Annotated in this window: 32 protein-coding genes; 16 read left to right on the forward strand and 16 right to left on the reverse strand. The window is 37.1% G+C overall.

The window, feature by feature from the left end; translation table 11 throughout:
• Nucleotides 1-29: 29 nt before the first annotated feature.
• From ACZ1GR_RS08305 to ACZ1GR_RS08325, 5 genes are all read left to right on the forward strand, one after another.
• Entirely contained in the window at nucleotides 30-908 is an 879-nt protein-coding gene (locus ACZ1GR_RS08305) for a cell division protein FtsX (RefSeq protein ID WP_472611674.1), read from the forward strand.
• Between the two features lie 111 nt (nucleotides 909-1,019).
• On the forward strand, nucleotides 1,020-1,283 hold the full coding sequence (locus ACZ1GR_RS08310; RefSeq protein ID WP_377766065.1) for a DUF3098 domain-containing protein: 264 nt from the start codon (nucleotides 1,020-1,022) through the stop codon (nucleotides 1,281-1,283).
• A gap of 1 nt (nucleotide 1,284) precedes the next feature.
• On the forward strand, nucleotides 1,285-2,085 hold the full coding sequence (locus ACZ1GR_RS08315; RefSeq protein WP_377766066.1) for an undecaprenyl-diphosphate phosphatase: 801 nt from the start codon (nucleotides 1,285-1,287) through the stop codon (nucleotides 2,083-2,085).
• 32 nt (nucleotides 2,086-2,117) lie between these two features.
• Nucleotides 2,118-2,813 (forward strand): tRNA pseudouridine(55) synthase TruB, encoded by a 696-nt coding sequence (gene truB / locus ACZ1GR_RS08320; RefSeq protein WP_472611675.1) that lies wholly within the window; start codon nucleotides 2,118-2,120, stop codon nucleotides 2,811-2,813.
• A 76-nt stretch (nucleotides 2,814-2,889) separates the two neighbouring features.
• Nucleotides 2,890-3,612, forward strand: a complete 723-nt coding sequence (locus tag ACZ1GR_RS08325) for a hypothetical protein (RefSeq protein ID WP_472611676.1) — start codon at nucleotides 2,890-2,892, stop codon at nucleotides 3,610-3,612.
• On the opposite strand, the gene ACZ1GR_RS08330 is transcribed toward ACZ1GR_RS08325, so the two are convergent.
• The 7 genes from ACZ1GR_RS08330 to ACZ1GR_RS08360 are packed head-to-tail and all read right to left on the reverse strand — an operon-like array spanning nucleotide 3,595 to nucleotide 11,444.
• Nucleotides 3,595-4,218: a thioredoxin family protein gene (locus ACZ1GR_RS08330; protein ID WP_472611677.1), complete on the reverse strand. Its 624-nt coding sequence runs from the start codon at nucleotides 4,216-4,218 to the stop codon at nucleotides 3,595-3,597. The genes ACZ1GR_RS08325 and ACZ1GR_RS08330 overlap by 18 nt on opposite strands.
• 57 nt (nucleotides 4,219-4,275) lie before the next feature.
• A complete protein-coding gene (locus tag ACZ1GR_RS08335) occupies nucleotides 4,276-5,436 on the reverse strand; it encodes an esterase-like activity of phytase family protein (protein WP_472611678.1) in 1,161 nt (386 codons plus the stop codon).
• A gap of 14 nt (nucleotides 5,437-5,450) precedes the next feature.
• Nucleotides 5,451-6,320 carry a YitT family protein gene (locus ACZ1GR_RS08340; RefSeq protein WP_472611679.1) on the reverse strand — a complete coding sequence of 290 codons (870 nt, stop codon included), beginning with the start codon at nucleotides 6,318-6,320 and terminating at the stop codon, nucleotides 5,451-5,453.
• Between the two features lie 23 nt (nucleotides 6,321-6,343).
• Nucleotides 6,344-7,741: a TolC family protein gene (locus tag ACZ1GR_RS08345; protein WP_472611680.1), complete on the reverse strand. Its 1,398-nt coding sequence runs from the start codon at nucleotides 7,739-7,741 to the stop codon at nucleotides 6,344-6,346.
• Nucleotides 7,738-9,090, reverse strand: coding sequence for an HlyD family secretion protein (locus tag ACZ1GR_RS08350; protein WP_472611681.1), 1,353 nt, complete (start codon nucleotides 9,088-9,090; stop codon nucleotides 7,738-7,740). Before ACZ1GR_RS08350 ends, ACZ1GR_RS08345 begins: the two co-directional genes overlap by 4 nt.
• Nucleotides 9,083-10,765 (reverse strand): peptidase domain-containing ABC transporter, encoded by a 1,683-nt coding sequence (locus ACZ1GR_RS08355; protein ID WP_472611682.1) that lies wholly within the window; start codon nucleotides 10,763-10,765, stop codon nucleotides 9,083-9,085. Before ACZ1GR_RS08355 ends, ACZ1GR_RS08350 begins: the two co-directional genes overlap by 8 nt.
• Nucleotides 10,758-11,444 carry a TetR/AcrR family transcriptional regulator gene (locus ACZ1GR_RS08360; RefSeq protein WP_377766075.1) on the reverse strand — a complete coding sequence of 229 codons (687 nt, stop codon included), beginning with the start codon at nucleotides 11,442-11,444 and terminating at the stop codon, nucleotides 10,758-10,760. The genes ACZ1GR_RS08355 and ACZ1GR_RS08360 overlap by 8 nt, the downstream gene beginning before the upstream one ends.
• Before the next feature lie 133 nt (nucleotides 11,445-11,577).
• On the opposite strand from ACZ1GR_RS08360, the gene ACZ1GR_RS08365 reads away from it, so the two are divergent.
• Together ACZ1GR_RS08365 and ACZ1GR_RS08370 are read left to right on the forward strand one after the other, a co-directional pair.
• On the forward strand, nucleotides 11,578-11,937 hold the full coding sequence (locus ACZ1GR_RS08365) for a hypothetical protein (RefSeq protein WP_472611683.1): 360 nt from the start codon (nucleotides 11,578-11,580) through the stop codon (nucleotides 11,935-11,937).
• Nucleotides 11,938-11,994: 57 nt separating this feature from the next.
• Nucleotides 11,995-12,351 (forward strand): hypothetical protein, encoded by a 357-nt coding sequence (locus ACZ1GR_RS08370; RefSeq protein WP_472611684.1) that lies wholly within the window; start codon nucleotides 11,995-11,997, stop codon nucleotides 12,349-12,351.
• Here ACZ1GR_RS08370 and ACZ1GR_RS08375 read toward each other — a convergent pair.
• Nucleotides 12,348-13,286 carry a LysR family transcriptional regulator gene (locus ACZ1GR_RS08375; RefSeq protein ID WP_472611685.1) on the reverse strand — a complete coding sequence of 313 codons (939 nt, stop codon included), beginning with the start codon at nucleotides 13,284-13,286 and terminating at the stop codon, nucleotides 12,348-12,350. The genes ACZ1GR_RS08370 and ACZ1GR_RS08375 overlap by 4 nt on opposite strands.
• An 82-nt stretch (nucleotides 13,287-13,368) precedes the next feature.
• On the opposite strand from ACZ1GR_RS08375, the gene ACZ1GR_RS08380 reads away from it, so the two are divergent.
• The 6 genes from ACZ1GR_RS08380 to ACZ1GR_RS08405 are packed head-to-tail and all read left to right on the forward strand — an operon-like array spanning nucleotide 13,369 to nucleotide 16,702.
• Nucleotides 13,369-13,611: a hypothetical protein gene (locus tag ACZ1GR_RS08380; protein WP_472611686.1), complete on the forward strand. Its 243-nt coding sequence runs from the start codon at nucleotides 13,369-13,371 to the stop codon at nucleotides 13,609-13,611.
• Nucleotides 13,612-13,623: 12 nt separating this feature from the next.
• Complete coding sequence (locus ACZ1GR_RS08385; protein WP_377766079.1) at nucleotides 13,624-13,917, forward strand: hypothetical protein; 294 nt, start codon at nucleotides 13,624-13,626, stop codon at nucleotides 13,915-13,917.
• Between the two features lie 8 nt (nucleotides 13,918-13,925).
• Complete coding sequence (locus ACZ1GR_RS08390) at nucleotides 13,926-14,888, forward strand: sodium-dependent bicarbonate transport family permease (RefSeq protein ID WP_472611687.1); 963 nt, start codon at nucleotides 13,926-13,928, stop codon at nucleotides 14,886-14,888.
• Between the two features lie 6 nt (nucleotides 14,889-14,894).
• Complete coding sequence (locus ACZ1GR_RS08395; RefSeq protein ID WP_472611688.1) at nucleotides 14,895-15,458, forward strand: DNA-3-methyladenine glycosylase I; 564 nt, start codon at nucleotides 14,895-14,897, stop codon at nucleotides 15,456-15,458.
• Nucleotides 15,448-16,029 carry a hypothetical protein gene (locus ACZ1GR_RS08400; protein ID WP_472611689.1) on the forward strand — a complete coding sequence of 194 codons (582 nt, stop codon included), beginning with the start codon at nucleotides 15,448-15,450 and terminating at the stop codon, nucleotides 16,027-16,029. Before ACZ1GR_RS08395 ends, ACZ1GR_RS08400 begins: the two co-directional genes overlap by 11 nt.
• Nucleotides 16,016-16,702 (forward strand): DUF2490 domain-containing protein, encoded by a 687-nt coding sequence (locus tag ACZ1GR_RS08405; RefSeq protein ID WP_472611690.1) that lies wholly within the window; start codon nucleotides 16,016-16,018, stop codon nucleotides 16,700-16,702. The genes ACZ1GR_RS08400 and ACZ1GR_RS08405 overlap by 14 nt, the downstream gene beginning before the upstream one ends.
• Here ACZ1GR_RS08405 and aat read toward each other — a convergent pair.
• The 3 genes from aat to ACZ1GR_RS08420 form a co-directional block, all read right to left on the reverse strand.
• Nucleotides 16,685-17,305 (reverse strand): leucyl/phenylalanyl-tRNA--protein transferase, encoded by a 621-nt coding sequence (gene aat / locus ACZ1GR_RS08410; protein ID WP_472611691.1) that lies wholly within the window; start codon nucleotides 17,303-17,305, stop codon nucleotides 16,685-16,687. The two genes, ACZ1GR_RS08405 and aat, sit on opposite strands and share 18 nt — an antisense overlap.
• 83 nt (nucleotides 17,306-17,388) lie before the next feature.
• Nucleotides 17,389-18,765 carry a short-chain fatty acid transporter gene (locus ACZ1GR_RS08415; protein WP_472611692.1) on the reverse strand — a complete coding sequence of 459 codons (1,377 nt, stop codon included), beginning with the start codon at nucleotides 18,763-18,765 and terminating at the stop codon, nucleotides 17,389-17,391.
• A 3-nt stretch (nucleotides 18,766-18,768) separates the two neighbouring features.
• Nucleotides 18,769-19,146, reverse strand: a complete 378-nt coding sequence (locus tag ACZ1GR_RS08420; protein ID WP_377766086.1) for a DUF3127 domain-containing protein — start codon at nucleotides 19,144-19,146, stop codon at nucleotides 18,769-18,771.
• 126 nt (nucleotides 19,147-19,272) lie between these two features.
• On the opposite strand from ACZ1GR_RS08420, the gene ACZ1GR_RS08425 reads away from it, so the two are divergent.
• Nucleotides 19,273-20,421 carry a sensor histidine kinase gene (locus ACZ1GR_RS08425; protein WP_472611693.1) on the forward strand — a complete coding sequence of 383 codons (1,149 nt, stop codon included), beginning with the start codon at nucleotides 19,273-19,275 and terminating at the stop codon, nucleotides 20,419-20,421.
• A 2-nt stretch (nucleotides 20,422-20,423) separates the two neighbouring features.
• Nucleotides 20,424-20,774 carry a hypothetical protein gene (locus tag ACZ1GR_RS08430; protein WP_472611694.1) on the forward strand — a complete coding sequence of 117 codons (351 nt, stop codon included), beginning with the start codon at nucleotides 20,424-20,426 and terminating at the stop codon, nucleotides 20,772-20,774.
• On the opposite strand, the gene ACZ1GR_RS08435 is transcribed toward ACZ1GR_RS08430, so the two are convergent.
• Nucleotides 20,767-21,159: an HIT family protein gene (locus ACZ1GR_RS08435; protein ID WP_377766089.1), complete on the reverse strand. Its 393-nt coding sequence runs from the start codon at nucleotides 21,157-21,159 to the stop codon at nucleotides 20,767-20,769. The two genes, ACZ1GR_RS08430 and ACZ1GR_RS08435, sit on opposite strands and share 8 nt — an antisense overlap.
• Nucleotides 21,160-21,270: 111 nt before the next feature.
• Nucleotides 21,271-21,747 carry a transcription elongation factor GreA gene (greA, locus tag ACZ1GR_RS08440; RefSeq protein ID WP_377766090.1) on the reverse strand — a complete coding sequence of 159 codons (477 nt, stop codon included), beginning with the start codon at nucleotides 21,745-21,747 and terminating at the stop codon, nucleotides 21,271-21,273.
• A gap of 177 nt (nucleotides 21,748-21,924) precedes the next feature.
• On the opposite strand from greA, the gene ACZ1GR_RS08445 reads away from it, so the two are divergent.
• The gene (locus tag ACZ1GR_RS08445) at nucleotides 21,925-22,362 is read left to right on the forward strand and encodes a Rieske (2Fe-2S) protein (protein WP_472611695.1); all 438 of its coding nucleotides are present in this window, start codon (nucleotides 21,925-21,927) and stop codon (nucleotides 22,360-22,362) included.
• Between the two features lies 1 nt (nucleotide 22,363).
• Here the strand turns inward: ACZ1GR_RS08445 and ACZ1GR_RS08450 are convergent, their stop codons facing one another.
• The 3 genes from ACZ1GR_RS08450 to ACZ1GR_RS08460 form a co-directional block, all read right to left on the reverse strand.
• Nucleotides 22,364-23,461 (reverse strand): GAF domain-containing protein, encoded by a 1,098-nt coding sequence (locus ACZ1GR_RS08450; RefSeq protein WP_472611696.1) that lies wholly within the window; start codon nucleotides 23,459-23,461, stop codon nucleotides 22,364-22,366.
• Between the two features lie 85 nt (nucleotides 23,462-23,546).
• Nucleotides 23,547-24,524, reverse strand: coding sequence for a Gfo/Idh/MocA family protein (locus ACZ1GR_RS08455; protein ID WP_472611697.1), 978 nt, complete (start codon nucleotides 24,522-24,524; stop codon nucleotides 23,547-23,549).
• Between the two features lie 31 nt (nucleotides 24,525-24,555).
• A complete protein-coding gene (locus tag ACZ1GR_RS08460) occupies nucleotides 24,556-25,461 on the reverse strand; it encodes an ABC transporter substrate-binding protein (RefSeq protein ID WP_472611698.1) in 906 nt (301 codons plus the stop codon).
• Between the last annotated feature and the right edge of the window lies 1 nt (nucleotide 25,462).

The raw sequence follows: 25,462 nt of genomic DNA on the forward strand, positions 1-25,462 counted from the left end.
TTTCTATTTTTACACATCGATTTTCCAATATGGCGCAATATATTGAACAGTATCAGAGACGACGATTGATTTCATCATACTTCTCGGTGGTTTTGAGCATCGCGTTAGTACTTTTTCTTTTAGGTGTTTTAGGAATGTTGGTCTTAAATACCAAGAAACTTGGAGACCACTTTAAAGAACAGATTACCATTTCGGTCTTTTTAAAAGATAATGCCAAACCTGTAGAGGTTGACCAATTACAGAAAAGTCTCGCCATGGCAGCTTATACCAAGTCAGCAGTTTACGTATCGAAAGAAGACGCAGCAGAACAATACAGTGAAGATATTGGTGAAAACTTTCAAGAATTTTTGGGTTATAATCCTTTAAAAAACTCTGTTGATGTAAATCTGAAAGCAGACTTTGTTTCACCTGAACAAGTTACCGAAATCGCCGAAACGCTTTCAGCCAAAACTTATGTTGATGAAGTTAGTTATGACAAGCCTCTAATTTCATTGTTGAACGATAATGTTAAAAAAATTAGCCTTTGGATATTAATTGCCTGTGCTGTTTTTACCGTAATTGCCGTGCTTTTGATCAATAGTTCTATTCGTTTATCTATTTATTCCAAACGATTTATTATAAAGACCATGCAAATGGTCGGGGCTACCAAGAAGTTTATTCGTAAACCCTTTATAGCTACCAACATCAAATTGGGCCTTTTTGGTGCGCTAATCGCTTTAATCGCTTTAGCGGTAGTTTTGTATTATGTAAACAATAACTTTCCAGAGCTAAATCTATTTCAAGACATCAAAGTTTTGTTGCTATTATTCTTAAGTATTTTAGGTTTGGGCATCTTAATATCTTACCTCAGCACCTATTTTGCTACCCAACGTTTTTTGAATTTGCGAACAGACGACCTGTACTATTAGCAATTAGAACACTTTGCTTATAGATATGAGATTTTAGAAAATTGTTTACTGAAATTTGATAAACTTATCAGAACTAAGTTTGAAATGGTCTAAACTTTTTAAATTTGCGGTATGAGTAAAAAGAACAAAGAAGTTCAAAAACCGAAATCAGAATTCATTTTTCAAAGAAAGAATTACATTTTTCTTTTTATTGGATTGGGGCTTATTGCCTTGGGTTTTATACTGATGGCTGGTGGTGGAAGTGACGATCCCAATGTATTCAATCCTGAAATCTACAATTTTAGAAGAATTCGTCTGGCACCAACCCTAATTCTTATCGGATTGGGCATACAGATATACGCTATCTTGTTGAACCCTCACAAAAAGAAAGAATAGTTTGGAAATTATTGATGCTATTATTCTCGGGATTATACAAGGCTTAACCGAGTTTTTACCCGTATCTTCAAGTGGACATTTAGAATTGGGAAAAGCCATTTTAGGGGATGATTCCATTCCCGAAGAAAGTCTATTATTTACCGTAGTACTTCACTTTGCTACGGCACTAAGTACTATTGTTGTTTTTCGAAAAGATGTTCTTGATATTTTCAAGGGCTTGTTTCAGTTTAAGTGGAACGAAGAGGCAAAATTTGCTTTAAAGATTATTATCTCAATGATACCTGCCGCAATCGTAGGCTTCTTTTTAGAAGATTTTATGGAGGTCTTTTTTGATGGGGCCATCATTATAGTTGGTATTATGCTAATCGTTACGGCGGTGTTATTATATCTGGCCGATATGGCAAAAACCACCGAAAAAGATGTTTCTTTTCGAAGTGCTTTTGTTATTGGTTTAGCCCAAGCGGTAGCTATGTTACCAGGCATTTCTAGAAGTGGTGCTACTATTTCGACTTCTGTTCTTCTCGGTATCGATAAAACCAAATCTGCACGTTTTTCATTCTTGATGGTAGTTCCTTTGATTTTTGGAAAAGTTGCCAAGGATATTTTAGGTGGTGAGCTCAATTTTGAAAGTACGCAAATGGCTGCTATGGGAGCAGGTTTTGGAGCCGCATTTATTGCAGGACTTTTTGCCTGTACTTGGATGATTCAATTAGTGAAAAAAAGTAAGTTAAGCTACTTTGCCATTTATTGTTTAGTGGTAGGTCTAATCGCTATCGCTTGGAGTATTTGGGGAGCCCCCTAACCCCCAAGGGGACTAAATTGTTCTTCAAAAAAATGGATAAAAAAACCAAAGAAGACTTTTTAACCGGTCAAATTCTACTAATTGACAAACCCTTGAACTGGACCTCTTTTCAAGCGGTAAATTCTTTAAAATGGGGGATTCGAAAAAAATTTGATCTTAAAAAAATTAAGATTGGCCATGCTGGTACTTTAGATCCATTAGCAACAGGTCTTTTGATTATTTGTACGGGGAAATTTACCAAACGCATACCGGAACTTCAGGGGCAAACCAAAGAGTATACAGGAACTATAACTTTGGGCGCAACTACACCATCTTATGATCTGGAAACGGAGGTAGATAATACTTATACAACGGACCACTTAAGCAAAGAACTTATAAAAAATACCACATCAAAATTTTTAGGAAAAATTGAACAAATACCACCTATATTTTCGGCTCTTAAAAAAGATGGAAAGCGTTTATACGAATTTGCTCGTGAAGGTAAAACCGTAGAAATAAAATCACGCCAAATCGAAATATTCGAATTCGAAATTACCAAAATTCAACTCCCAGATGTCCATTTTAGGGTAAGCTGCAGTAAGGGTACCTATATACGCTCACTAGCCCATGATTTTGGTAAAGCATTAAATTCTGGCGGGCATCTTTCTTCCCTTAGAAGAACCAAAATAGGCGATTATAACGTAGATAATGCTGTGAGTCCTGATGATTTTAAACAAACTATGCTTTAGAAAAGTAGCATTAACACTAGTTTGCTTTAACCGTCAAGATGAAATATTTTTATAAAAAATCGGTTATAGTAAGACCATGAACCTGAATAGAAAGCAGTTATCGTTAATAATTACCATTTTTTCAATGGCTATTGTGCTATTGCTTTTGTATAGTATTCGTTTAGGCGCCAAACAAGAAGACGAATATGTGATCGAGATGGCCTTAGCTGACGAAGATCTTGAAGAATTATTGCAAGAAGAGGAAAAACGTTTGGAAGAAATGGCCTCAAATGCCGATCCTATAAAAAGTCATATGGCTTTTAATCAAACTGCAAAGCCAAGTGTTGGAAGTCCCGAGCCTTTGAAGACACTTCAAGAAATCATGGAAGAACGGGCCATGAATGAAGCTCCAAATGACTTATTGACTTCAGATGGCGGCTATGCAGCAAATCTGAAAGAACTTGCCAAACAGCGCGAAGAAAAAAAGAAACAGTTGGGGGAAAAAGAAGCCCAGAAAAAGGAGTTCACCAACAACCTTGCTGAAAAAAGAACTTCTATATCTTATTCTTTGGTAGATAGAAATGCTTATGACCTGCCACCACCAATCTATACTTGTATTGAAGCCGGCAAAGTAGTTATCAATATTCAAGTAGATTCTGACGGTTATGTAACCGAAACCAGTTTTAACGAAAAAAGCTCCACTACCACCAATGGTTGTTTGGTAGATAACGCTATGGCATACGCCGAAAAAGCCTATTTCAACTCTTCTAATAAAACATCACAAAAAGGAACTATCACCTATTTATTTCAGGGGAAGTAAACCAACAATATCGGATAAGGTATTCTGACCTTTATCTTTATTATACCAAACTTGTAAGTCTTGTTTAAATTCTGGAGTGAGCATACCATGCAAGGTCTTATAGTCTTCTACCAATTTAGTCGCCATACTTGGTCTTGGGCCCCAGTCTGCAATAACTTCTTCGGTATCATGGTCTACAATAATCAGTTTTGGAATAGACATGGCGTTATTGGTCAGAAAACGATTCATTAAATCTAAATTCTCATCTCTAAGCACAATTCTTAACTCAATATTTGGGTTGAGCTCCGCTATTTTATTTATAACAGGCAAACTAGGGGAAGCATCTCCACACCAACTTTCCGTAATCACTAAAAAAAGAAGGCTTTTATTTAGCTGCGCAATACTTTCTTGAATAGCTGCGGGAATCTTTAAAGTTTTATCCCAACGGCTCATACGCCTATCATTCAGCTGGGTATAATTTATTAAAGCTTCCGATTGAACCTCACCTATCGTCTTACCGTTCATTGCGAGTTCATGAACCTTCTCTCTATAAATTTCGTAAGACCAAGACCTTGATAAGCTCTCGTTTATAATATCTATGGTATTTGTATCTTGTGTTGTTTGCATTTTTTTCCTTCTAACAGGGTATTTGTAGTAGTTCATTAAAAAAACTTACAACGAAGCTTAGTCTATCCACTCTAAAAGAATACATTGATTTAATTGAGGTACAATTGCATTAAAATTATTATCGGCAATAATGAGCAATGATCTATTTCCATTTTCAAAATTGGAGCCAAAAGTCATTCCTTCTAAATTATAGAGCAATCCATTGGTTAATTCAGGCCTTATATCCTCAAAATCAAAAAGCAGCGTTTTGGTAGCCGATATAAAATCCGCGCCATCTAAAGCTTCAATTGAACTAATATCCGTAGCATTGGATGTATCAACTTCATAAATTTTAATATTATACCCTCCATCGGCATAGCCTGTGGCAAAAGAACGTTCTAAAAAAAGAAACTTGGTACTACTTACAGCAAGTATTTCTACAACACCATTTAGCTCAAAAGAAGTCCCTAATGTTGCTGCTCTTGCGACTGGATCCAATTTATACGCAAATTCCTCTCCCATTGCCCCTGTAGTTTTATCTATAAAGGCCACTCTAACATGTGAATTGGTGCTGGCAGTTGTAGGTGCTGGGCCATCTTGCTGTAGTGGCAGTTCCATACTGACCCAATACCCTTGATTGTCTGCACTTAAAGAAAGTCCTTCAAAAGCCCCATTTTGCAGTGGCCCGTTATTTTCGGAAAAATCATTGTAACGCGATGCCAGTGTTGCAGTATTGATTAAATCGCCTTCGCCGTTAGAAAAATTAACCGATGGAGGCTGATTGTTATTAATATTGCCTTCTGAGGTCCAAATAATCGTTTCTCCATCTATTCTAATCGCTTCGGGATCATTAAAACCATCATTAAAAATCACCCCTGAAGTATCTTTAAAAATTACTACCGAACTGAATTGAAAATCAGTAAATCCCGAGCTATTGTAGACGATATCAGCGGTATAAAATCTAGACGTATTGGGGTCGTCACTTATGAGATACCATTGCCCATTTGCATAATCGATACCTGATAAACCGCCAACTCGAGTCTCCTCGAAACTTAAATCAGCAGGAATACTATATTCATCCACAAAAACCAATCCTTTTGCTTCATTTTCATTAGCATCATTTTCCTCTTGCTGAGTTTGTTCTTCGCTATTGGTATCTGTGATTTTCGAATCAGAATTACCACAAGAATACAGGCCAAAGCATAAGAAAATGATTACTAAGAACTTACTTATTTTCATAGCTAAATTATTTATTATAGGGAGCGTTTCTTAATCATCCCCCCTCGAGTGTCGTTAATTCGGTGCATTACCACAAAAGCTTTAGGGTCTATTTTTGAGATTTCAATATTAAGTTTGCGTATCTCTAATCGCGTGATTACGGTAAAAATCACATCATGATCTTTTTGAGTACCATGGGTGCCATACCCGCCTTTGCCTTTGTAAATGGTAATCCCACGGCCCATTTTCTCGGTAATCATCTGGCGTATTTCTTCATTTGATTGTGAGATAATGGTAACGCCCGTATACTCTTCTATACCGTCTATGACAAAGTCTAAAGTCTTTGAAGCGGACAAATATGTTAGCATAGAATATAATGCCGTCTCAATGGATAATAAGTAAGCAGCAGCCAGAAATACAAGAATATTAATAAGCACAATAATATCACCAATGGTGGTGCCCAACTTTCGGCTTAAATAAATTGCCAGTACCTCAGTACCGTCCAAAACGCTACCTCCCCTTACTGAAAGTCCAATTCCGGCACCAAGAAAAAATCCCCCAAAAACTGCAACAAGCAATTTGTCTTCTGTTATTTCAGGGAAATGGACAAAGGCCAGTACCAAGGAAAGCCCTAAAATGGCAATTGTAGTTTTTATGGCGAACATTTTGCCGATCACTTTATAGGCAAGAACCATAAAAGGGATATTCACCAAAATAATCAGCACGTATAGGGGCAAAGAAGAAATTGTAGTTAGCAATAGCGATATACCTGTTGCCCCGCCATCTATAAAACTATTGGGAAGCAAGAAACTCTCTAACCCAAAAGCAGCGGTAAAAATACCTAAGACAATAAAAAAAGTATCTTTTAAAAGGGTTTTGTTGGTAATACTTGCTGTAGTATTCAAATTAGTTGGTTTTAAACCTTAAGTTACAAATTCTGAGGGTTGACCGCTAAACTTTTAAAGAGATTGGCCTTCGTTTTAAAGAATTTGTTCTGAACCTCGTTTTGCTTTAATTCGGCATCTATAAGTTTACTTTCTCGAGAATTGATGAGGAATAGCGAACTTTCTCCAAAGCTAAACTTTCTTTCTTCTGCTGCAAGTAAGGTATTGTAATCGGTTACAATATTATCGATTAATTCGTTTTGAACCACGTAAGAATCCAGTTCTCGATAAATGGCGATTACTTTATTCTGAATTTGAACCTCGGCATTGTCTCGCTCAAACTGTGCATCTTGTAATTTAAATTTCGCCAATTTTAAATCACCGCGTTCCTTTCTCAAAAAAAGTGGGAACCTAAAACTGAGTCCGCCTTTATACTGCTGTGTTTCAAAAGACCTTATCTGATCTGGAGTTTCGGTTAGAAAATTATACTCTACATCGATTTTAGGAAGCAGTTTATTTGCTTTTAGCCTTTTATCCACAGTAAGACCGTCAATCTTAAAATTAAGAGATTTTAGTTTAGGATGATTTTCTAAAGTAAAACTATCCAAAGGTTTACCCATTATCTCTAAAGTGAGATCAATCTCATCTGCAACTTCGGTATCGGGAATAACGTTAGGTTGCAGCTCTACCGGCACATCATTGATCCACAGAAAATTCGATAACTCCAATGACTTTTTCATGAGCTTTACCTTTGCCTGCTCTAAATTCAGCGCCCTGTTCTGCATTGCTATTTTAGCCTCAACAGTATCTATAGCAGCTACCTGCCCTGATAAGGCACTTGTTTTCACCCCTTCAAATCTTATTCGGGCATTCTGTAGAAAATCTCTGAAGATTTCAGCATCGTTATAGGCCTGCAACCAATTAAAATAGGCCAATGAAGCTTTGTATAGCACTTCGTTTACCAATAGGTCTTGATCGGCCTTGGCCTGCTCTCTAAAAAACTTGGCCTTCCTTAAGGTTGCCATACGCTCATTGATCCAAAAACCTTGGCCCAAAGACATGGATACCCCTGCACTATACAGCCCGTCTTCCGGTAAAAACTCAGCAGGATTAATAAATTGTCCTTCATTCTGCTCAAAATTTCCTTTCAACTCAATTCCGAAATAGGTCGGAATTTTAAAGGTCGCATTCAATCGGTCCCAATATTCGGTCTCTTTAAACTCTTTTCTATCATAATCGACCTCGACCTTGGGATCAAAACCACCTCTGGCCTTCATCAAATTGGCCTGACCGATAGAAATTGTTAGCTGAGCTTGTTTTGCTATGGGATGGTATTTTTTTACATAGCCTAGATACTCATTGAACTGAAGTCTTAGGGTATCTTGCTGGGCACCCATAGGTAGTGCTAAGCAAAAACATAATATGAAAAAGAGTATTCTCATTTTTTTGCTGCTTTTGCCATATCGTTTTCTGGCTGATAATAATTTGGTGGGAATCCGTTAAGTTGCCTCCATAATTCGAACCAGATAGGAACATCTTCTAAAAGTGCGATGGTATTTGCTCCAGAACCGACCCTTAAATCTTTGGGCCATGGATGGTCTTCTTTATCTGGAGCCAATAAAATACGGTATCTACCATTATCACTAATAAATGTTTCAATGGCTATTACGGTTCCACCATAGGTACCGTATGATGCATTGGGCCAACCGCTAAATACGATTGCGGGCCAACCATCAAACTGAATACGTACTTTTTCACCTAGATGCACCAAAGGCAAATCGATAGGTTCTACATAAGTTTCAACCGCCATATCATAATTGGCCGGCATAATGCCAACGAGTTTGTCCCCCTCTTTAAAAGTTTCCCCCAATCCACCTTGTATGGCTCTGTTAATGTAGCCCGTTTGGGGTGCCTTTATATAATACATATCATTTCGCATGGAGTAGTTGGTAAATTCATTCTCCAACTTGGTGACCTGTGCTTCAGAATCAAATTGATTCGATTGGGCCGTATACATATCGCTCTGCGCTTTAGAAATCTTATCCGTGTAGGAAGCCTGTACCCTATTTATTTCGACCTCGGCATTAATAACTTCATTCTTGCTAGCTAAAAGCTTGTTTTGCTGAGAAATCAGTTTTGCCTGTGTTTCCTGCAGTTTTAGGCGTTTTTCTTCAACATCCGTTACCGCTTTTAAGCCTTCAGATTGTAGCTGTACGGTACGATCGTATTGTCTCTCGGCAATAGCAATATTCGTCTTTGCAGCTTCTAAGTCTATACTATCACTTTGAACCTTGTATTTAGACTGAAGTAACTTGTTCTTTGCCTGCTGTAACTTTAAAGAACGTTCATTTGCCAAAGCTCCAATCTGGTTGTTCAAAGCTTTTACCTTACCTTGATATGAGGTGACCGACATTTCTTTTGCTTTTATCTGCTGCCCCGTTCTTTCAACTAGGTTTGGATCAAAATACTCGTTCTTAATCTCTGAAAAGAATAAGATGGTATCCCCTTTTTGAACAAAGTCTCCTTCTCTTACATACCACTTTTCAATTCGCCCAGGAATGGGAGATTGTATGGTCTGTGGTCTTTGATCTGGGGTCAGCGTGGTCAAATAGCCTTTACCTGTAATATTTTGTGTCCAAGGGAGAAAAAGTACAATAATCCCCAGTAGCGAAAAGGCCAATAAAAATCGATTAAACTGCTTATAGTGGCGCTTATGAAATACCTTTTGCGCAGCTTTAAAACTAAGCAAGTCTACCTTTTCATTTAACTTATTAGGTGAAATGTTAAGCATCTTTATTCGTTTTTTCGTTCAACAATCGTCCATTTTCCATCGTTATTATCCTACTGCAATGCTTGGCCCACTTAGCGTTTTCACTAACAATAACCAAGGCCCAACCATTGGCCTTATCGCTTAAGAAATCTATAATTTGTTCCGCTTCGGCTTCATTAAACTGATCAAGAGGGTCTTTAAGAATCAATAGTTTTGGTCTGCGGATGATACTACGGGCCAAGACTATCTTCTTGGCTATCGAATTTGGTATTTGTTTTCCTTCCGGATATAAAATAGTATTCAACCCGTCTGGTTGTTCCTTCACGAATGATGTTAAGTTGGTTTTTTCCAAGGCCCAATAAATATCTTCTTGAGGAATGGTTGTATCACCAAAGGTGATGTTATTAAGAATGCTTCCCTCAAAAGGAGATTCTTCCGTTAGAGATTGTCCTAGATGTGATCTATAATAACTAAGATTGATCCCTTTTAAAGAAACGTCGTTAATAAAAATCTTGCCTTCATCGGGCTCTAATATGCCCGCTATTAGTCTTAGCAGTGTTGACTTGCCCGAGCCACTTGAACCTCTCAACAGAATACTACAAGTGGGAGTGATGGTCAATGAAACATCATCTATAATTTTTTTCTCTCTATCAGGTACTTGATAGGTGACATTTTGCAATTCTACTGTAAACCCATCATTCTCTTTAAATGGTTTTTCGCCTTCTTGAAGCTCTAGATCTTTATCAACAACTTGGCCTAACTTTTCAAGTGAAGTCAACAAATCGTAAAAGGTTTCTAGCCCAAGAATCAACTTTTCAACGGAGCTAATAACCAATAGAATAATGATTTCTGCCGCTACAAACTGACCAATATTCATCTCTTGATTCAATACCAAAAGACCACCTATTAACAGTAAACCTGCAGTAACCAAAACCTTAAACCCGATCATTTGAATAAATTGAATGACCAGTATTCTAAAGTGACCTTCTCTAGCTTCTAGATAATTTGTAACTAATGCATCATTTTTATTAATGGCATGTGAGGTTTTACCAGAGAGTTTAAAACTTATGATAGAACGGGCCACTTCTTGAATCCAATGGGCAACCTTATACTTGTTCTTTGATTCATCTAAACTAGTTTCCAAACCTTTTTGTGCGGTGAACTTAAATACCACATAAATTAAAAGCAGTAATAAGATTCCATATATAATGAAGAACGGATGGTAAAAAGAAAGCAATAACAATCCGAAAATAATCTGTAAAAGTGCCGCTGGGAAATCTATTAAAATTTTAGAAAGCCCTTTTTGAATGGTAAGCGTATCAAAAAAACGATTGGCCAACTCTGGCGGATAATAGTTTCTTAACTCGCTCATCTTAATTTTTGGAAAGCGATAGGCAAATTCAAAAGAAGCCCTAGTAAAAATTTTCTGCTGTACATTCTCAATAATTCTTATCTGCATAAGTTGGAGCGCACCAACAAAGGCTACGCCAAGTGTTACCAATACCACAAGAACTATCCATGAAGTACTTACCTGCGCCCCTTGTATCAAGTTAATGATCGCTTGTATCCCTAACGGTAAAGAAAGGTTTACAAGACCTGCAAAGATTGCATAGTAGAATACCTGGAAAACATCTTTTTTATCCAGTGAGAGAAGACCTATTAGACGTTGCCAAGAGGTCAATATTGTTTTAGCCATGATTGGATTGGTTAAGTGTTTTAAAAACGAGGTCGGAAATAAAATCTCCTGGGGTTTTTGAAGTATTGCAATTCGTCAGGGTCGGAAAATGTTCCTTTAAAAAATGCTGATGTAGGGTACTCTCTAAAACCGTACTTGCCAGACTTGAAGGATACTCGTATTTCGGAGAGACAGTCTTTATCATTTCTTCTAACCTGTTTACCATTCTTTTATAAATTGTGAAGTAGCCTTCTTTATTCTCTTCGTCTACTTCTTTGGTCAAAAAGGATTTAGAAGATTCGTTTACTACAATCTTGTTGAGCAACACCTCGTTAACATGTGAAAAAGAATTATCTTGTACTACGGTTTTACTAACAATATTGATTGCTTTAGTCAACTTTTCTGTAGGGTCTGAAATACTGTTGGTAGCAAAAACCAATTGATATTCTAACCAGCCCCAGTACCATGAAGTCAAGTATACTAATAACTTGTGCTTGTTTTCGAAATAACGATAGATGGAGCTCTCATTAGAATCTATTTTTCTACCCAATTTCTTAAAGGTAAAGCTTTCAAAACCTATTTCGTCTATCATCAAGATACTATGTTCGACAATTCTTTTACCCAAATCAGAAGACTCAGGATCTTTCACATATATCTTATCGTTTATGGCAATTTTAACTGTTTGTAATAACCTTTCCATGTTAGTTTACTAATTGTTAGCACAAATATAATAGTAATACTATCATTATATAATAGTTTAACTTTCTTTTAACTATGCATTACTTTCTTTTATTAATATTGATACTATCTTTATTTAATTAATATGAGGCAATATGAAATATCTTATCATTTTTCTACTTGCAAGTGTATCAATCTTTGCGCAAGAAAGAGAATATGTAAAGCGGTTTGAGCATTTTTCAGAGAGTAGAGGAGATTCTGAAAACGGGCGAATATTAACGCTTCCGTACCAAGAGATTATACGATTGCATGACAACCTCAACTCAAATTCCGGCTTAGGACCAACATTCAATTATTATGGAACCATAGTGGTTGTAGACCAAATGCAAACTTTACCCAATGGAGATATGCAATTGGTTCTTAGAAGAGAGGACGGTAAAGAATTCTATGGTTTTAAGCAAACCATAAAAGCGGTTTTATCAAATAAGAATTCGCAACAAGAAGCATCACGCTAAGCCTTTACAAAAATTGACAATACACCAAATCTTCATCAATTATTATATAGTCGAACCATGAGCAATCAAAAGGATTTTAAGTTTAAACTAAAAAAGTACAATCTTTTTAGTTCTGGTTCAAAAACAAACCCTGATGAGACCATAAAACTAGTTGAAGGACTATTTTCGCCGCAAGATGCCGCCGAAGTTTTACTCTCTTTAATTAACTACAAGATCAAGTTTCATTCATTACAGCTGCTAAACTTACAGAACGGATGTGAAACTACTATCGAAAGTTCTGAAGAGCGCATAGAAGAATTAAAAAAAGCCAAAGTAAAGTTGACCAATTTGGTGTTAGATGCGCGTAAGAATAATCAAGAAATGATAATTCAAAGTGATTTGAACATTACCCTACAATCAAGGCAAAATAACTAGTCAATGGAATTTGGGTATTCTTCAAACCACTTGAAGCGAGTTTGAATAATATTTTGCTTCTCTGCAAGGATGTATTCCGAAAAGGCCTGAGCTACTGGTGAAAATCTTTTAGAAGCCATCCAAGTTAAGTTCCAATTAGTTTTAATAGGCAAGCCTTTCATAGGATGAACCTGTAAATCACCCGTTTTTATCACATTCTTAATCCCGATCAAAGGCATTATAGAATAGCCCAACCCTGCTAAAACCGCTTGCTTGACCGCCTCATTTGAAGTTAATTCTATTTTTTTTGATACCTCTATCTGCCTCTTTTTAAGAAAATTCTCCATTGCCATTCTTGTTGCCGAACCATTTTCCCTAAAAATCAGTGGAGCCTTGTCCAAATTTTTTAATGTGGGCTTCTTTGGCGAACCTACCACATGGGGGCTCCCTACCAAGTAAAGGTGATTCTCCATCAGTTTAATGGTATCGACCTTCAAATGATTGGGCAATACAGAAACCAAGGCAAAATCTACAGCATTGTTTTCTAAATGCTCTACTACCGAAGATTTATTGGTTACATCCATCACCAACTCCACTCCAGGGTGCAACTCCATAAAACCCGATAAAAAATAGGGCATTACGTATTTTCCGGTAGAAACCACAGAAATTTTTAAACGCCCCGCTAGTTTTCCACCGTACTCCAAAGTCTTATAGTTCATGGCGTAAACCTCGTTTAAAATACGTTCTACAGCCACAGCTATCTCTTTACCGAATTGGGTGAGGTAAAGTTTTCTACCTACCACCTCGGTCAATGGAATTGGGAATTGATCTTGAAAATTTTTCAGCTGAATAGATACTGCCGGCTGGGTTAAATGTAGTTCCTCCGATGCCTTTGTAATACTCTGATTTTGAGCTACTTTCTGAAAAACTCGCAACTGGTTTAAAGTATAATTCATAAGTAATATTTATATATATCATTATAAATATAAATAATTATTAATGAATTATTTGCCTCAACTTTGTCAAAAATTTTAAAACATGTTATTTAAACTTCCGATTACACAGAAACTCACACAGAAAAAAGAAGCATCAAAATCGCATGACGTTCTTTATCCTATCTATTACACCCTAATGGGGCTCATCTTTGGTGGTGTTCTACTTTTATCTGCAATTAACAATTTCTTGTTTTTTGGCTGGCTGGCCATTTCAATGGCAATCATTTTTGGCCTAATGACAATTCATTTAATAGGAGAACAACAAACAAAAAGATTCAAAAATTAAAATTCAAAAATTATGGAAACAATGATAAAAACAAAACAGAAGATTCAATTGGTCGATGGAACTTTTACACCTTCAGAAGCGGGAGATGTAATCTTAGCCTTAATCGATGAAAAAATAAACTTTCACAAATTGCAACGTATTTCTTGGTGCGAAGGTAGTTCAGATGCGAACACCAACTATCCTGATGGAAGAATTCAAGAACTTCAAGAAGAGAAACGCATCGCGAAAGAATTCATCGCATCGGTCCGTAACGAAGGTAAAAAACTTCGTATCGATGGTGTTCTAAACATCACTTTAGAAGAATAAGAAATTGCATGGACTTACACTTGTTAATAGATAACCTCACCAACCCCGCACTGTTATTTTTCTTTTTAGGAATTATAGCAGTGCAATTAAAAAGTGATCTTGAGATTCCTCAAAACTCATCAAAATTCATTTCACTTTACCTTCTTTTTGCCATTGGTTTCAAAGGGGGGCAAGAACTCTCTCACAGTGACCTTAATATGGAAATCGTTTGGTCACTTCTCTTTGGAATATTATTGGCTGTGGCCGTACCCATTTACGCTTATTTCATTCTTAGGCGCAAATTTTCAGTAGAAAACTCGGGGGCTATTGCTGCGGCCTATGGTTCTGTAAGTGCCGTTACTTTTGTAACCGCAATCTCATTCTTAGAGATGGAGCAAGTAGAATTTGGCGGGCATATGGTGGCTGTGATGGCCTTAATGGAGGCACCATCTATTATCGTAGGTGTTCTTTTGATGGCGCTCTTTAGAAAAGATAAGCCAAAGAATGGCGAAGTAAAAAAAGTATTTCACCATGCTTTAACCAATGGTAGTGTGCTGCTCATATTGGGTAGTCTTGTTATTGGCTTTTTGGCCAACGACCATCAAGCTCAGGGCATTAAACCTTTTACCACGGATATCTTTAAAGGTTTCTTGGCGGTGTTTCTTCTAGACATGGGCATAACGAGCGGCAAAAAGCTTAAAGACTTTATTAAAAAGGGTGGTTTTGCTTTAATCTTCGCAATTGTAGTTCCAATCATTAACGGAGTCTATGTAGCCTGGTTTAGTCAATTCATTACCGGGGCCGAAGGCAACCGTTTTCTGTTTGCGATACTTGCAGGAAGTGCCTCATACATTGCTGTACCCGCTGCTATGCGCTTAGCGGCACCAAAGGCGAATCCGAGTTTGTATTTACCTATGGCGCTAGCGATTACCTTTCCGTTCAACATAACCCTTGGCATGCCACTTTATATGTATATTGTACAAAACTTTTAGTACAAAATGCAAAAACACAGATGTGGTTGGTGCGAAGGAGACACCCTTTATGAAGCCTACCATGACCATGAATGGGGCGTGCCTGTAAAAGATGATAAATCTTTGTTCGAATTTCTTATTCTAGAAACTTTTCAAGCAGGTTTAAGTTGGATTACTGTTCTTCGAAAGCGAGAAAATTTCAGAAAAGCGTTCGACAACTTCGATTATAAAAAAATAGCGAACTACGAACAGCCTAAAATAGCTGAGCTATTACAAGATGCTGGAATTATTCGGAATAAACTAAAAATAAATGCCACCGTATCCAATGCTGTGGCATTTATGAATGTTCAAAAGGAATTTGGAAGCTTTAGCAAATACATATGGGGATTTGTAGACGGAAAACCCATTAAAAACAAACTTAAAAACTACAAGGATGCTCCAACCAACACCGCACTTTCAGATACCATTAGTAAAGACTTAAAAAAAAGAGGCTTTAAATTTGTTGGCAGTACTGTGGTCTATGCACATATGCAAGCAACGGGAATGGTAAATGATCATGAAATAAACTGTTTTAGGTACAATGAAGTTTAAAGTATTACTTATTGGTCTTTTTATTTTTATGGGGATGGCTTTGAAGGCCCAAACCAAAAAAGAACAAGAATTTAGAATTGACGAAGAACTATTCCCAACAAATGCCGCCGAAGTATTACGACCCTTTTTAACGGGCACTAAGCGCATAAAATATTACAAAGAATTCGATGGAGAAAAAGTTTCTTATGAAGCCAAATTCAAAAAAGACCGTCTTCGTTATAGCATTGAATTTGATCAAAACGGAAACTTGGAAGATGCTGAGTTTATAATTAAATCAGCCGACATCCCCGATAGTACTTTTGAGACGATTAAAAACTATCTTGAATCGAATCATCAAAAATATCGCATTAAGAAAATACAGCAGCAGTACCCTTGTAAAACTGGCAATGCTTCTGAAGTCTTGAAAACTGCTTTTCAGAATCTTATTTTGCCAGAAATCAACTATGAAATAATCATCGCGTCAAAAGATGATAGTGGCTATGTTGAACATGAAGTCACTTTTAATGCCGACGGAGCACACATACTCTCAAGAAGACTAGTTAAACAAGGCTATGATCATGTCTTGTACTAAACTGTCAAAATCGCTTCTCTTTGGTATTCTTGGTGCAATGACTGCAATCAGTTTTGGACAAGAAAATTTTACCACCTACTGGCAACCTGCTATTGGTCTAAATTATCATGTTTCCGCAACGTATTCCCATAATTTATCCGTTCAAAATAGAAACTATATTTATAATGATGAAAGGGCTGTTTTAGAGGTTAGACAAATTGATATTGCCCACTTTTCTAATTTTCAGATTCAAGACAATCAAAGCTTGGCTTTTGGAATTCTGTATCGCTTTCGTGAAAATTTTGATGGTGGCAACAACGAACTGCGTTTGACCCAGCAATATAATATCAAATTAAAACCAAACATTGTAAGGTATGGTCATCGATTGCGAAGTGAGCAGCGTATTACCCGCACCAAGACCATTCATCGATTTCGATATCGATTTTCTTTAGATCGCCCTCTAAAAGGTGAAAAATTAGATTTAGGTGAACCGTACTTTGTTGCTAATGTCGAAAAGCTCTTAAGTGTTTCAAAATCAAAACCCCAATACGATACTCGTTTTACATTAAATTTTGGATGGAAACTAAGCGAAAAAACTAAGTTTCAAATAGGCACGGAATATCGTTTAGAAGACTATAGCCAAGACCTAGAACAGGTACTGTTTTTTTTAACAGGTCTAAACATTTCCCTGTAATACTTTTTCAAAAGCTTTTCTGCCCATTTCTTCGGCCCCTAAACTTTCTAAATGCTCCGTGTAAACCTGACAATCAATTAGTTTTCCTCCCTGATCCTTAAATTCCTCCACCAAATTTACAAAGGCAACTTTAGATGCATTAGACACTAAACTGAACATACTTTCACCGCAAAAAACATGACCTAAATCAATACCGTACAACCCCCCAACAAGTTTATCTTTTTGCCACACCTCATAAGATTTTGCGAAGCCTTTTTCATGAAGTGTACAATAGGCATCAATCATGTTTGGGGTAATCCAAGTACCTTCCTGTCCTTTACGAACTAGTTGGGCGCATTGCTCTATTACCACACGGAAACAAGTATTTTGTGTGACCTTAAATTGATTGTTTTTAAGTACTTTTCGCATACTTTTAGAAACCTTAAGTTTCTCAGGATATAAGACCATTCGCGGATCTGGGCTCCACCATAAAATTAAAGCGTCTTCGTTAAACCACGGAAAAATACCTTTTTTGTACGCTAGCAGTAAGCGTTCGGGCGATAAATCGCCACCAACGGCCAGAAGACCATCTTCATTTGCAGTCTCCAAGGGTGGAAACTCCAAACGGTCATTTAAAAAAAATAAAGGGCGATTTTTGCCATTATTATCCAAGGGTGCAATTTTTTAATAAAGTTATGGAATAGCCACTAGAAAATAAGCAACCCTGCAATGTAAATAATACTGCCAACAAGCATAAATAGAAGTGTATAGGGCAGAATTTCTTTGGCTTTTAGTTTTGTAATACCCAATAACGGCAGCGCCCAAAAAGGTTGAAGCATATTTGTAATTTGATCACCGTATGCCAGTGCCATAATTGCTTTAGGTAATGGTACATTCAATGCCAATGCCGATTGCAATACCAGCGGCCCTTGAACTGCCCATTGTCCACCGCCACTAGGCACAAAAATATTAACTAGGCCAGCACTGAAAAAAGTAAAAATTGGTAAGGTGGTAGTCGTACTTACGGATACAAAAAAATCAGAGATTTGATTGATCATACCGCTGCTTCCCATAATGCCCATAATTCCAAAATACAATGGAAACTGAATAAGGATACCCGAAACATCACCAATGGCTTCTTCAACACCAAGTAAAAAGCTCTTAAAACTTCCGTGAAGTATGATTGCCAGACCGAACATAAAAAAGTTGAGCATATTCGGGGTGATATTTAGAGTGCGTATTGCAGGTAAATATTGAATTAAAAAAACACTTAATATCAAAATGCCAAATAGCATTGAAAAGCTCTTTGAATGGTCTAATTTTTCGGCCCCTATATGATTTTCCTTATCTGAAGACTTAAATTGATATTTATTAAGTGCTATTGTACTCGGGGCAACTCTTTTCCCTAAAAAATACACCAAAAATGAAATTGCAACCAAAACCGTGAAAAATATACTGAGGTTCGAATAGCTAAAGACCGTAAGTGCAGTAGAAACGGACTCTGGAAAATGGTCCACAATATCCGTAGTTGTGATATTTTCTAGTAACTCTTTAAGGTGACCGGCTTCAGAAACTTTGATGGGAGCCGATCCGCTAATGCCCCCGTGCCATACCATTAACCCTACATAACCGCATGCACCTATTAGAGGGTAGTTGATCGGTATATTATTTTCTTGGGCATATTCGCCAACCTTTCTCGCGAGGATTGCGCCAAAAATAAGTCCTAGCCCCCAATTGAAAAAAGATACCAGCATTGTTGATAACGCAACCAAAACTGCGGCATTAGAAGTATTCTTAACGTATTTAGTGATGCTAAGAATCAAGCGCTCCATGGGCTTGCTCAAAACCAATACATGCCCCAGCACCAGAATCAACATCATTTGATAAGCAAATACCAAAAGACCATTATTCCAGATTCCATTCTCCCAATACGAAAGAACAGCAACTATATGACTATCTCCTGTAGTATTTTCAGTAAAAACAATGGCAAGAATTATTGTAAGTAATGTCAATAACACTGCAATTGTAAAGGGTGAAGGCAAATACCTTCTAAACAGATGTGTTATAAGCTTGGTGATGGCCATTCCTTAGAACGGAAGGTCGTCGTGGTCTTCTTCATTAATATTGTCAGCTGGCTCAAAAGCTTCCATTGGTGGAACGGGAGGCATGTTTTCAGTTGTATTTTCTTGTTGAAGATTTTCTATGCGCCATCCTTGAACAGAGTTGAAATATTTGGTTTCACCCTGAGGGTTTACCCATTCTCTACCTCTTAGATTGATACTAACTTTAACCATTTGTCCATCAGCATAGTTGTTCAGCAGGTCGCATTTGTCTTGAACAAACTCCACCAAAATATGTTGCGGGTATTGCTCTTCGGTTGTAACCACCAACTCTCTTTTTCTAAAACCATTATTGCCAAAAGTCTTAGTTTCCCCGATCATTTTTATTCTTCCCTGAACTTCCATGTGTGTCGCTTTAGTATAAGGTTCAAAAATACATGAAAAGCATCACTTTTAGAAAAGAGTTTATGAACTCCTTTTCAACAATTCCAGTCTTTTTACGTTATCTTTAAATACAATATTGACCTTTTAATGGAATTCAATCCAAAACGCAGGACTTCGAATATCATTTTACTGATTTCAGCATTCGTTATTGTAAGCCTCATTCTGTGGAACACTAACATTTTCTTTGAAAAATTTAAGCAAGAAGAACGCTTGAAAATAGAAAATTGGGCGGCGGCCCAGGCTGAAATTGATAACTCTCCCGTTGATCAAGAATTAGGGAACCTGCCCGTACAAATTCTACAGAACAACTCATCTACTCCCATGATTTTAGTCAATAAAGATGGTACTGTAAAAACACACAACATGCCAAAGGAGCTAGAAGAAGACTCTATAAAACTTCAAAAGAAAATAAAAAAATTCAGCAAAGAGAATGAACCTATAGCCATGTCTTATAAAGGCGAAGAGCTAGCTATGTTATATTATGGCAATTCTGATGTTTTGAATAAACTCAAGTATTACCCAATAGCTTTACTGCTCATCATCTTTCTGTTCGCAGCGGTTATATTTTTCTTTTTCAAGACCAACAAAGCTTCAGAACAAAACAAGGTCTGGGCAGGTATGGCCAAAGAAACCGCGCACCAAATTGGCACGCCCCTCACCTCACTTTTAGGATGGAACGAACTATTAAAATCTGAAAATATAAATCCTGATATTACAAAAGAAATTGAAAAGGATATTTCGAGGTTACAGACTATTACAGAACGTTTTTCAAAAGTAGGTTCTATACCAACTTTAGAGGTACACGATATCGTTGAAGAAACTGAAAAAGCTTACCAATATTTAAAGCGTAGAAGCTCTAAACTCATCCACTTTTCTTTTAGTTCTGAAATTGAAGAACTTCCTGTGCTATTAAATCCGCCGCTATACAATTGGAGTATTGAAAACTTGGTCAAAAACGGTATTGACGCCATGCGAGGCAAAGGCAATATTGCCATACAGATAGAACGGCAAGGCAATTTTGTTCACATTATGATATCTGATACAGGCCATGGCATTGTAAAAAGTGAGTTTCAGAATATCTTCAATCCGGGGGTAACATCTAAAAAAAGAGGCTGGGGACTTGGTCTTTCTTTAGTTAAAAGGATAATCGAAGAGTACCATAAAGGAAAAATTAAAGTATTTTCGTCAAGTAAAGAAGGAACAATCATGCAAATTTCCCTTAAAGCAAATGTATAATCATGGCAAAGGAAAAACAGCTAGCGATAAAGGATGCGGAGATTACCAACAACTGCCCTGAATGTTTTAACCAAAAGCTAAAGCTTACTTTTTACCAAAAGCACACCTACAACGCTTTCTACCATAAAACTACTGGTGAGGTAACCCACGAAATCAAGTGCAGAAAATGCTACTCCATTATTTATCCCGTTAATTGGACACCTGATATAGAACGTGTTTTTGAGTATTATAATAAACTGGTTGAACCCGCTAAAAAATCGACCCGGTTTACAACTTTATTCTATGTAATTCTACTCTTAATACTTGCCCTTATCGGAACAGGTGTATATCTACACCTAGAGGGTATTATTTAAGTGCCGCTCTAATTTTACTCGCAATTTCTTCAAATTCTTTTGGTTCTAATTTTTCCTTATGTTGGAACGTAGCATTTTTCATGCTGTGTAGGGGAATGAGATGTACATGTACATGTGGAACTTCTAATCCGATAACCGTCATTCCCACTCGTTCACATGGAATTGTAGCCTCAATAGCCTTACCAACTTTTCTACTAAAAGCCATTAAACCCATATAGGAAGCTTCATCTAAATCTAATATTTTATTTACTTCTTTTTTGGGCACGCATAGTGTATGCCCGGCAGCATTAGGGTTAATATCTAAAAAAGCAAAGAATTCGTCATCTTCGGCTACCTTATAGCAAGGTATTTCCCCATTTATGATTTTTGTAAAAATACTTGGCATTGGTTTTGGCTTAAATAAAAAAATCCTATCGGTCGGATAGGATTAAATATAACCAAATATAGTGAGTTTCGACCAAGAACTATCCATCGACAGCTAGTCATAGCCTGATAATTACGAACGTGTGATTTCTAAAATATCAAACTTTAAAGTTCCGTTCGGCACGGTTATTTCGGCTACCTCACCCACTGTTTTACCTAATAGGCCTTTACCTATTGGAGAGTTTACCGATATTTTTCCCGCTTTTAAATCAGCCTCGCTTTCGGCTACCAAGGTATACTTCATTTCCATACCATTGGTTTGGTTTTTTAACTTCACCGTTGAAAGAACCAAAACTTTTGAAGTATCCAATTGTGATTCATCAATAAGTCTGGCATTGGCCAAAGTTTCTTCCATTTTAGAAATCTTCATTTCTAACAAACCCTGAGCCTCCTTTGCAGCATCATATTCTGCATTTTCAGATAAATCGCCCTTATCCCGAGCTTCACCAATAGCCTGTGAAGCCTTAGGTCGCTCTATATCACGTAAATAATCTAATTCTTCGCGCAATTTCTTTAACCCTTCTGGTGTGTAGTAAGATACTTTGCTCATGTCGTTTATTTTTATGCAAAAGAACATTGAAGAAAACAGCAATTGTTTTCCCAATGTCTTATGTTATGTTTTAATCGAAAAATCCTCTGCTACACCTATATTTCTATAGTTTTTTTAGCGAGGATTTAACGCAAATATACATAATTTTTAGCCATTTTTGCTTCTAAAGTACTATTGATGAAACCCTTTTTTGGACTAGTATTACTCTTATTGTTTATTTCTTGTGAAAAGAATACTTCCAACAGAAATCCGTTTTTACAGGAAGTATCATTTCGTTTTGATCTAAACCTGAACCTACCGCTATACAATGGCTTGAACAATATCGGAAATCCTGTTTACGTAGGTAATAACGGTGTTGGTACCAGGGGAGCTTTTGTTATGCGCACAGGCATTGATACTTTTCTAGCTTTTGAAGCCAGTTGTCCGAATCACACTCCTAACAACTGCTCTACAATGACTATTCAAGGGCAAAATGTGATTTGTTCTTGTGAAGATTTTGAGTATAGCCTTTTTACCGGTGGGCAGTTAAATAGGCCTGACGACGGCAATAGGTATTATGACCTCTTATTTTACAGAACAACCCAAAGTGGAAATACGGTTAGCATTTCTAACTAAATTATAGCTTGATTTTTCGGTCAAAATAATCTTTGTTGAGCATTCTGGTATATGAATCCAGTTCTTCACTAGCGGTTTTAATGTAACCAGAATATAGCTTTAAGGCATCTTCATCAATATTTTTCTCTTTTTCAATTACCGCAGCTATAGTAAGTAGATTGGCCACAGGTTTACGCAGTACATGTGAAATATAAAATAAAATGTCTTCTAAGGCCTGTTCATAGTCTTTTTTAATGCTGATATTTTGAAAAGTCGCGTACCAAACCACGGTGCCATCTTCTTTTTCCTCAGGTATTGCCTTACCTAGATACCATTGTACGACTCCATTTTCTGCGGTAACCCTAAATTCTTGACGCCATATGGAATGATTTGTAAATGATTCTTTAATTCCCGTTGCAAATTTTTGTTTGTCCTCAGGATGAATAATCTCAAAAACCAATTCAGGATTTGTTCTCAGGGCTTTTTCTGTAAGTTTGGGATGGGCCGTTGCAATACCCTCACTCACAAAAGGAAAGGAAATTTCGCCCACGGAATCTATCTCTAAATGAAGAAAAAAGCTAGGGACCTGATTCGTCAGCTTATTTAAACGAGATTTTCCTAATTCTAGTTGTAGCTTTTGGTCTAATAAAAGTTTTCTTTGATTTAAATAATCCATCACCTTGTTGGAAAGTAATTGCAAGGCTTTCTTCTGTTCTTCGGTAATTGCACGTCGCTTGGTATCGATAACACATAAGGTGCCCAAAACATTACCTTTTGGAGTACGTAAGGGTGCACCTGCATAAAATCTGATATTGGGATTTCCGTTAACCAATGGATTGTTCTTAAACCTTTCATCGGCCAAAGGCTCTTCTACTACCAAAACTTCAGAAGGTCTGTGAAGTGCATGTTGGCAAAAAGCATCTCTTCTAGGAGTTTCTTGAACCGACAAGCCTTTTTTGGATTTGAACCACTGTCGGCCATTGTCTACCAAAGAGATAAGAGAAATAGGGGTGTCACAAACCGCAGAAGCAATCTGCACCAACTCATCCAATTCTTTTGAAGCCGGAGTATCTAATATTTTATAACTCAATAAATCTTGAAGTCGCTCACTTTCGTTCATTGACAAGTTTAAAGAATCATATAGTTGTCTCTAAGTAAAGGTAGGAAAGAAAATAATATAATACGTATTTTCTTACAAATTAATTTTAATTAAGAATTGCATCCATTACCCAAGCTGTATGTAAGCCTGACTCCCCAGTGGAAGGATGCGTTCCTTTTTTAGCTAAATGCTTTTTCATATTTAATACATGAAATTCATGTAAATGCTTGGGGTGTTCTATTACCTCAACTATACTCTTTTCAGGTGTTAGCAATTCGACCGGTTCTTCATCTAAAACAGAAAATCGTATTATTCCATCACTACCTATAATTTCAACCTCGTCTTTTGCCTCATTTGCCCCAAAATTCCAGCTGCCCGAACCCATAACTCCATTTTTATGCATCCAACTACCTGAAACGGCATCATATGCCGAATATAAGCCTTGTTGATTTGTAGCAAAGCCATTTGCTTTTACGACATCCCCTAGCAAAAAGATAAAAAGATCCAGGCCATGACTTGCCAAGTCATCAAAATAACCTGCTGGGGCTATCTTGGCATCTGTCCGCCAATTGTATTCCCCACTTATATCCAATGGACTTGCCGTCCTACTTTTATACCATTTAATATGGCGCACTTCCCCTATCATATTCTCTGACAACCATTCTTTAATTTTTAAGAATCGCGGTAAAGACCTCCTGTAATAAGCAATAAATAGCGGGATATCTTTTTCTTTAAAAGCATTATAAATCGCCAAGCTCTCTGCATACGTTGGTGCCATGGGTTTTTCTATACAGCAGGGTTTGCCAGCCGCCGCAACCTGTAAACCATATAATTTATGCGTATCTGGGGGCGTTGCAATATAAATAGCATCTATCTCAGGATGATGAATCAAGGCATTTGCATCATCTGTATAAAAAGAAACCTTGTGTCGTTTGGCATAATCTTCAGCTTTATCTAGATTACGTCTCATCACACCAAAAAGCTCAAAACCTTCTGTAATTTGGTAAGCGGGGCCACTCTTCACTTCGGTGACATTACCACAACCGATTATACCCCAGCGAATGCTATCCTTATTTTCAAACATGGCACTATGAAGTTATGGAAAATATAGAGTACTATAAAAGTCCGGAGTATACTAAACTATGATATTCCAATGAAGCTTTTTCTAAACCATTGTCATGTAACCAATTTATAAAACGTTTTACTTCGTCTTGTTCTAAAATACCCCAGTTGGTTTCATTACCATAAAATGGATTGGTCATGAGTTGACTTTGAAGTAAATCGATTCCCCTATCGTTTTCCGATATAAAAGCCTTTAAAGAAGCTACGGCAAAATCTGGATGATTTTGAGCATATAAAAACCCGGCTTTTGTTGCCGCTAGAAATTTTTTGAATAAATCCTCATTCTTCGCTACACATTCTTTGTCTGCCATTAAAACTGGCGAATAGCCATATGGAATACCATAATCAGCCATTTTGAACAAACGCAGTTTAACCCCTTTTGCTTTGGCATGCGCGCCTTCCCAATTGGTGAAAATCCAAGTTGCATCGTAGGTACCCGAAAGCAAGGTTTCCCAAATACCTAACTTATCGGGATAGGCCAGTTGTAACGAACCTTCACCTCCATCATTTTTTATCATTTGAGAAACAATATGGTCCTCATAGCGTGCCTTATAAGATGCATACAATTTGCCATCTAGGGCTTTTGGCCTATCAATTCCGCTATTTTCAAGAACCGCGATTGCACTAATATCTTCCCTAAAAATGGCTGAAATGGCAACAGCCTCAAAAGGCTTTGATTTGGTATTGTAACTTATAACACTCTCAAAAGGGCAAAGGGCTACATCGGCCAAACCGAGTTCTACTTTTTTAGCAGGTGTTACCATGTAATTATCCGCATCTGGGGTTAACAATTCCACCTTTAAGCCTTGGTCTGCATACCAGCCCTTTTCTTTAGCAACATAAAAGCCACTGTGATTTGTATTTGCTGTCCAATCGAGTGCAACTTTAAAATTTTTCATT

This window comes from Croceitalea sp. W27, from assembly GCF_055693185.1.

Bases quoted from the DNA above. Each gene is read 5' to 3' on its own strand.
- ACZ1GR_RS08305 (WP_472611674.1), top strand. From the start codon at position 30: ATGGCGCAATATATTGAACAGTATCAGAGACGACGATTGATTTCATCA.
- ACZ1GR_RS08310 (WP_377766065.1), top strand. From the start codon at position 1,020: ATGAGTAAAAAGAACAAAGAAGTTCAAAAACCGAAATCAGAATTCATT.
- truB (WP_472611675.1), top strand. From the start codon at position 2,118: ATGGATAAAAAAACCAAAGAAGACTTTTTAACCGGTCAAATTCTACTA.
- ACZ1GR_RS08325 (WP_472611676.1), top strand. From the start codon at position 2,890: ATGAACCTGAATAGAAAGCAGTTATCGTTAATAATTACCATTTTTTCA.
- ACZ1GR_RS08330 (WP_472611677.1), bottom strand. From the start codon at position 4,218: ATGCAAACAACACAAGATACAAATACCATAGATATTATAAACGAGAGC.
- ACZ1GR_RS08335 (WP_472611678.1), bottom strand. From the start codon at position 5,436: ATGAAAATAAGTAAGTTCTTAGTAATCATTTTCTTATGCTTTGGCCTG.
- ACZ1GR_RS08345 (WP_472611680.1), bottom strand. From the start codon at position 7,741: ATGAGAATACTCTTTTTCATATTATGTTTTTGCTTAGCACTACCTATG.
- ACZ1GR_RS08350 (WP_472611681.1), bottom strand. From the start codon at position 9,090: ATGCTTAACATTTCACCTAATAAGTTAAATGAAAAGGTAGACTTGCTT.
- ACZ1GR_RS08355 (WP_472611682.1), bottom strand. From the start codon at position 10,765: ATGGCTAAAACAATATTGACCTCTTGGCAACGTCTAATAGGTCTTCTC.
- ACZ1GR_RS08360 (WP_377766075.1), bottom strand. From the start codon at position 11,444: ATGGAAAGGTTATTACAAACAGTTAAAATTGCCATAAACGATAAGATA.
- ACZ1GR_RS08365 (WP_472611683.1), top strand. From the start codon at position 11,578: ATGAAATATCTTATCATTTTTCTACTTGCAAGTGTATCAATCTTTGCG.
- ACZ1GR_RS08370 (WP_472611684.1), top strand. From the start codon at position 11,995: ATGAGCAATCAAAAGGATTTTAAGTTTAAACTAAAAAAGTACAATCTT.
- ACZ1GR_RS08375 (WP_472611685.1), bottom strand. From the start codon at position 13,286: ATGAATTATACTTTAAACCAGTTGCGAGTTTTTCAGAAAGTAGCTCAA.
- ACZ1GR_RS08380 (WP_472611686.1), top strand. From the start codon at position 13,369: ATGTTATTTAAACTTCCGATTACACAGAAACTCACACAGAAAAAAGAA.
- ACZ1GR_RS08385 (WP_377766079.1), top strand. From the start codon at position 13,624: ATGGAAACAATGATAAAAACAAAACAGAAGATTCAATTGGTCGATGGA.
- ACZ1GR_RS08390 (WP_472611687.1), top strand. From the start codon at position 13,926: ATGGACTTACACTTGTTAATAGATAACCTCACCAACCCCGCACTGTTA.
- ACZ1GR_RS08395 (WP_472611688.1), top strand. From the start codon at position 14,895: ATGCAAAAACACAGATGTGGTTGGTGCGAAGGAGACACCCTTTATGAA.
- ACZ1GR_RS08400 (WP_472611689.1), top strand. From the start codon at position 15,448: ATGAAGTTTAAAGTATTACTTATTGGTCTTTTTATTTTTATGGGGATG.
- ACZ1GR_RS08405 (WP_472611690.1), top strand. From the start codon at position 16,016: ATGTCTTGTACTAAACTGTCAAAATCGCTTCTCTTTGGTATTCTTGGT.
- ACZ1GR_RS08415 (WP_472611692.1), bottom strand. From the start codon at position 18,765: ATGGCCATCACCAAGCTTATAACACATCTGTTTAGAAGGTATTTGCCT.
- ACZ1GR_RS08420 (WP_377766086.1), bottom strand. From the start codon at position 19,146: ATGGAAGTTCAGGGAAGAATAAAAATGATCGGGGAAACTAAGACTTTT.
- ACZ1GR_RS08425 (WP_472611693.1), top strand. From the start codon at position 19,273: ATGGAATTCAATCCAAAACGCAGGACTTCGAATATCATTTTACTGATT.
- ACZ1GR_RS08430 (WP_472611694.1), top strand. From the start codon at position 20,424: ATGGCAAAGGAAAAACAGCTAGCGATAAAGGATGCGGAGATTACCAAC.
- ACZ1GR_RS08435 (WP_377766089.1), bottom strand. From the start codon at position 21,159: ATGCCAAGTATTTTTACAAAAATCATAAATGGGGAAATACCTTGCTAT.
- greA (WP_377766090.1), bottom strand. From the start codon at position 21,747: ATGAGCAAAGTATCTTACTACACACCAGAAGGGTTAAAGAAATTGCGC.
- ACZ1GR_RS08445 (WP_472611695.1), top strand. From the start codon at position 21,925: ATGAAACCCTTTTTTGGACTAGTATTACTCTTATTGTTTATTTCTTGT.
- ACZ1GR_RS08450 (WP_472611696.1), bottom strand. From the start codon at position 23,461: ATGAACGAAAGTGAGCGACTTCAAGATTTATTGAGTTATAAAATATTA.
- ACZ1GR_RS08455 (WP_472611697.1), bottom strand. From the start codon at position 24,524: ATGTTTGAAAATAAGGATAGCATTCGCTGGGGTATAATCGGTTGTGGT.
- ACZ1GR_RS08460 (WP_472611698.1), bottom strand. From the start codon at position 25,461: ATGAAAAATTTTAAAGTTGCACTCGATTGGACAGCAAATACAAATCAC.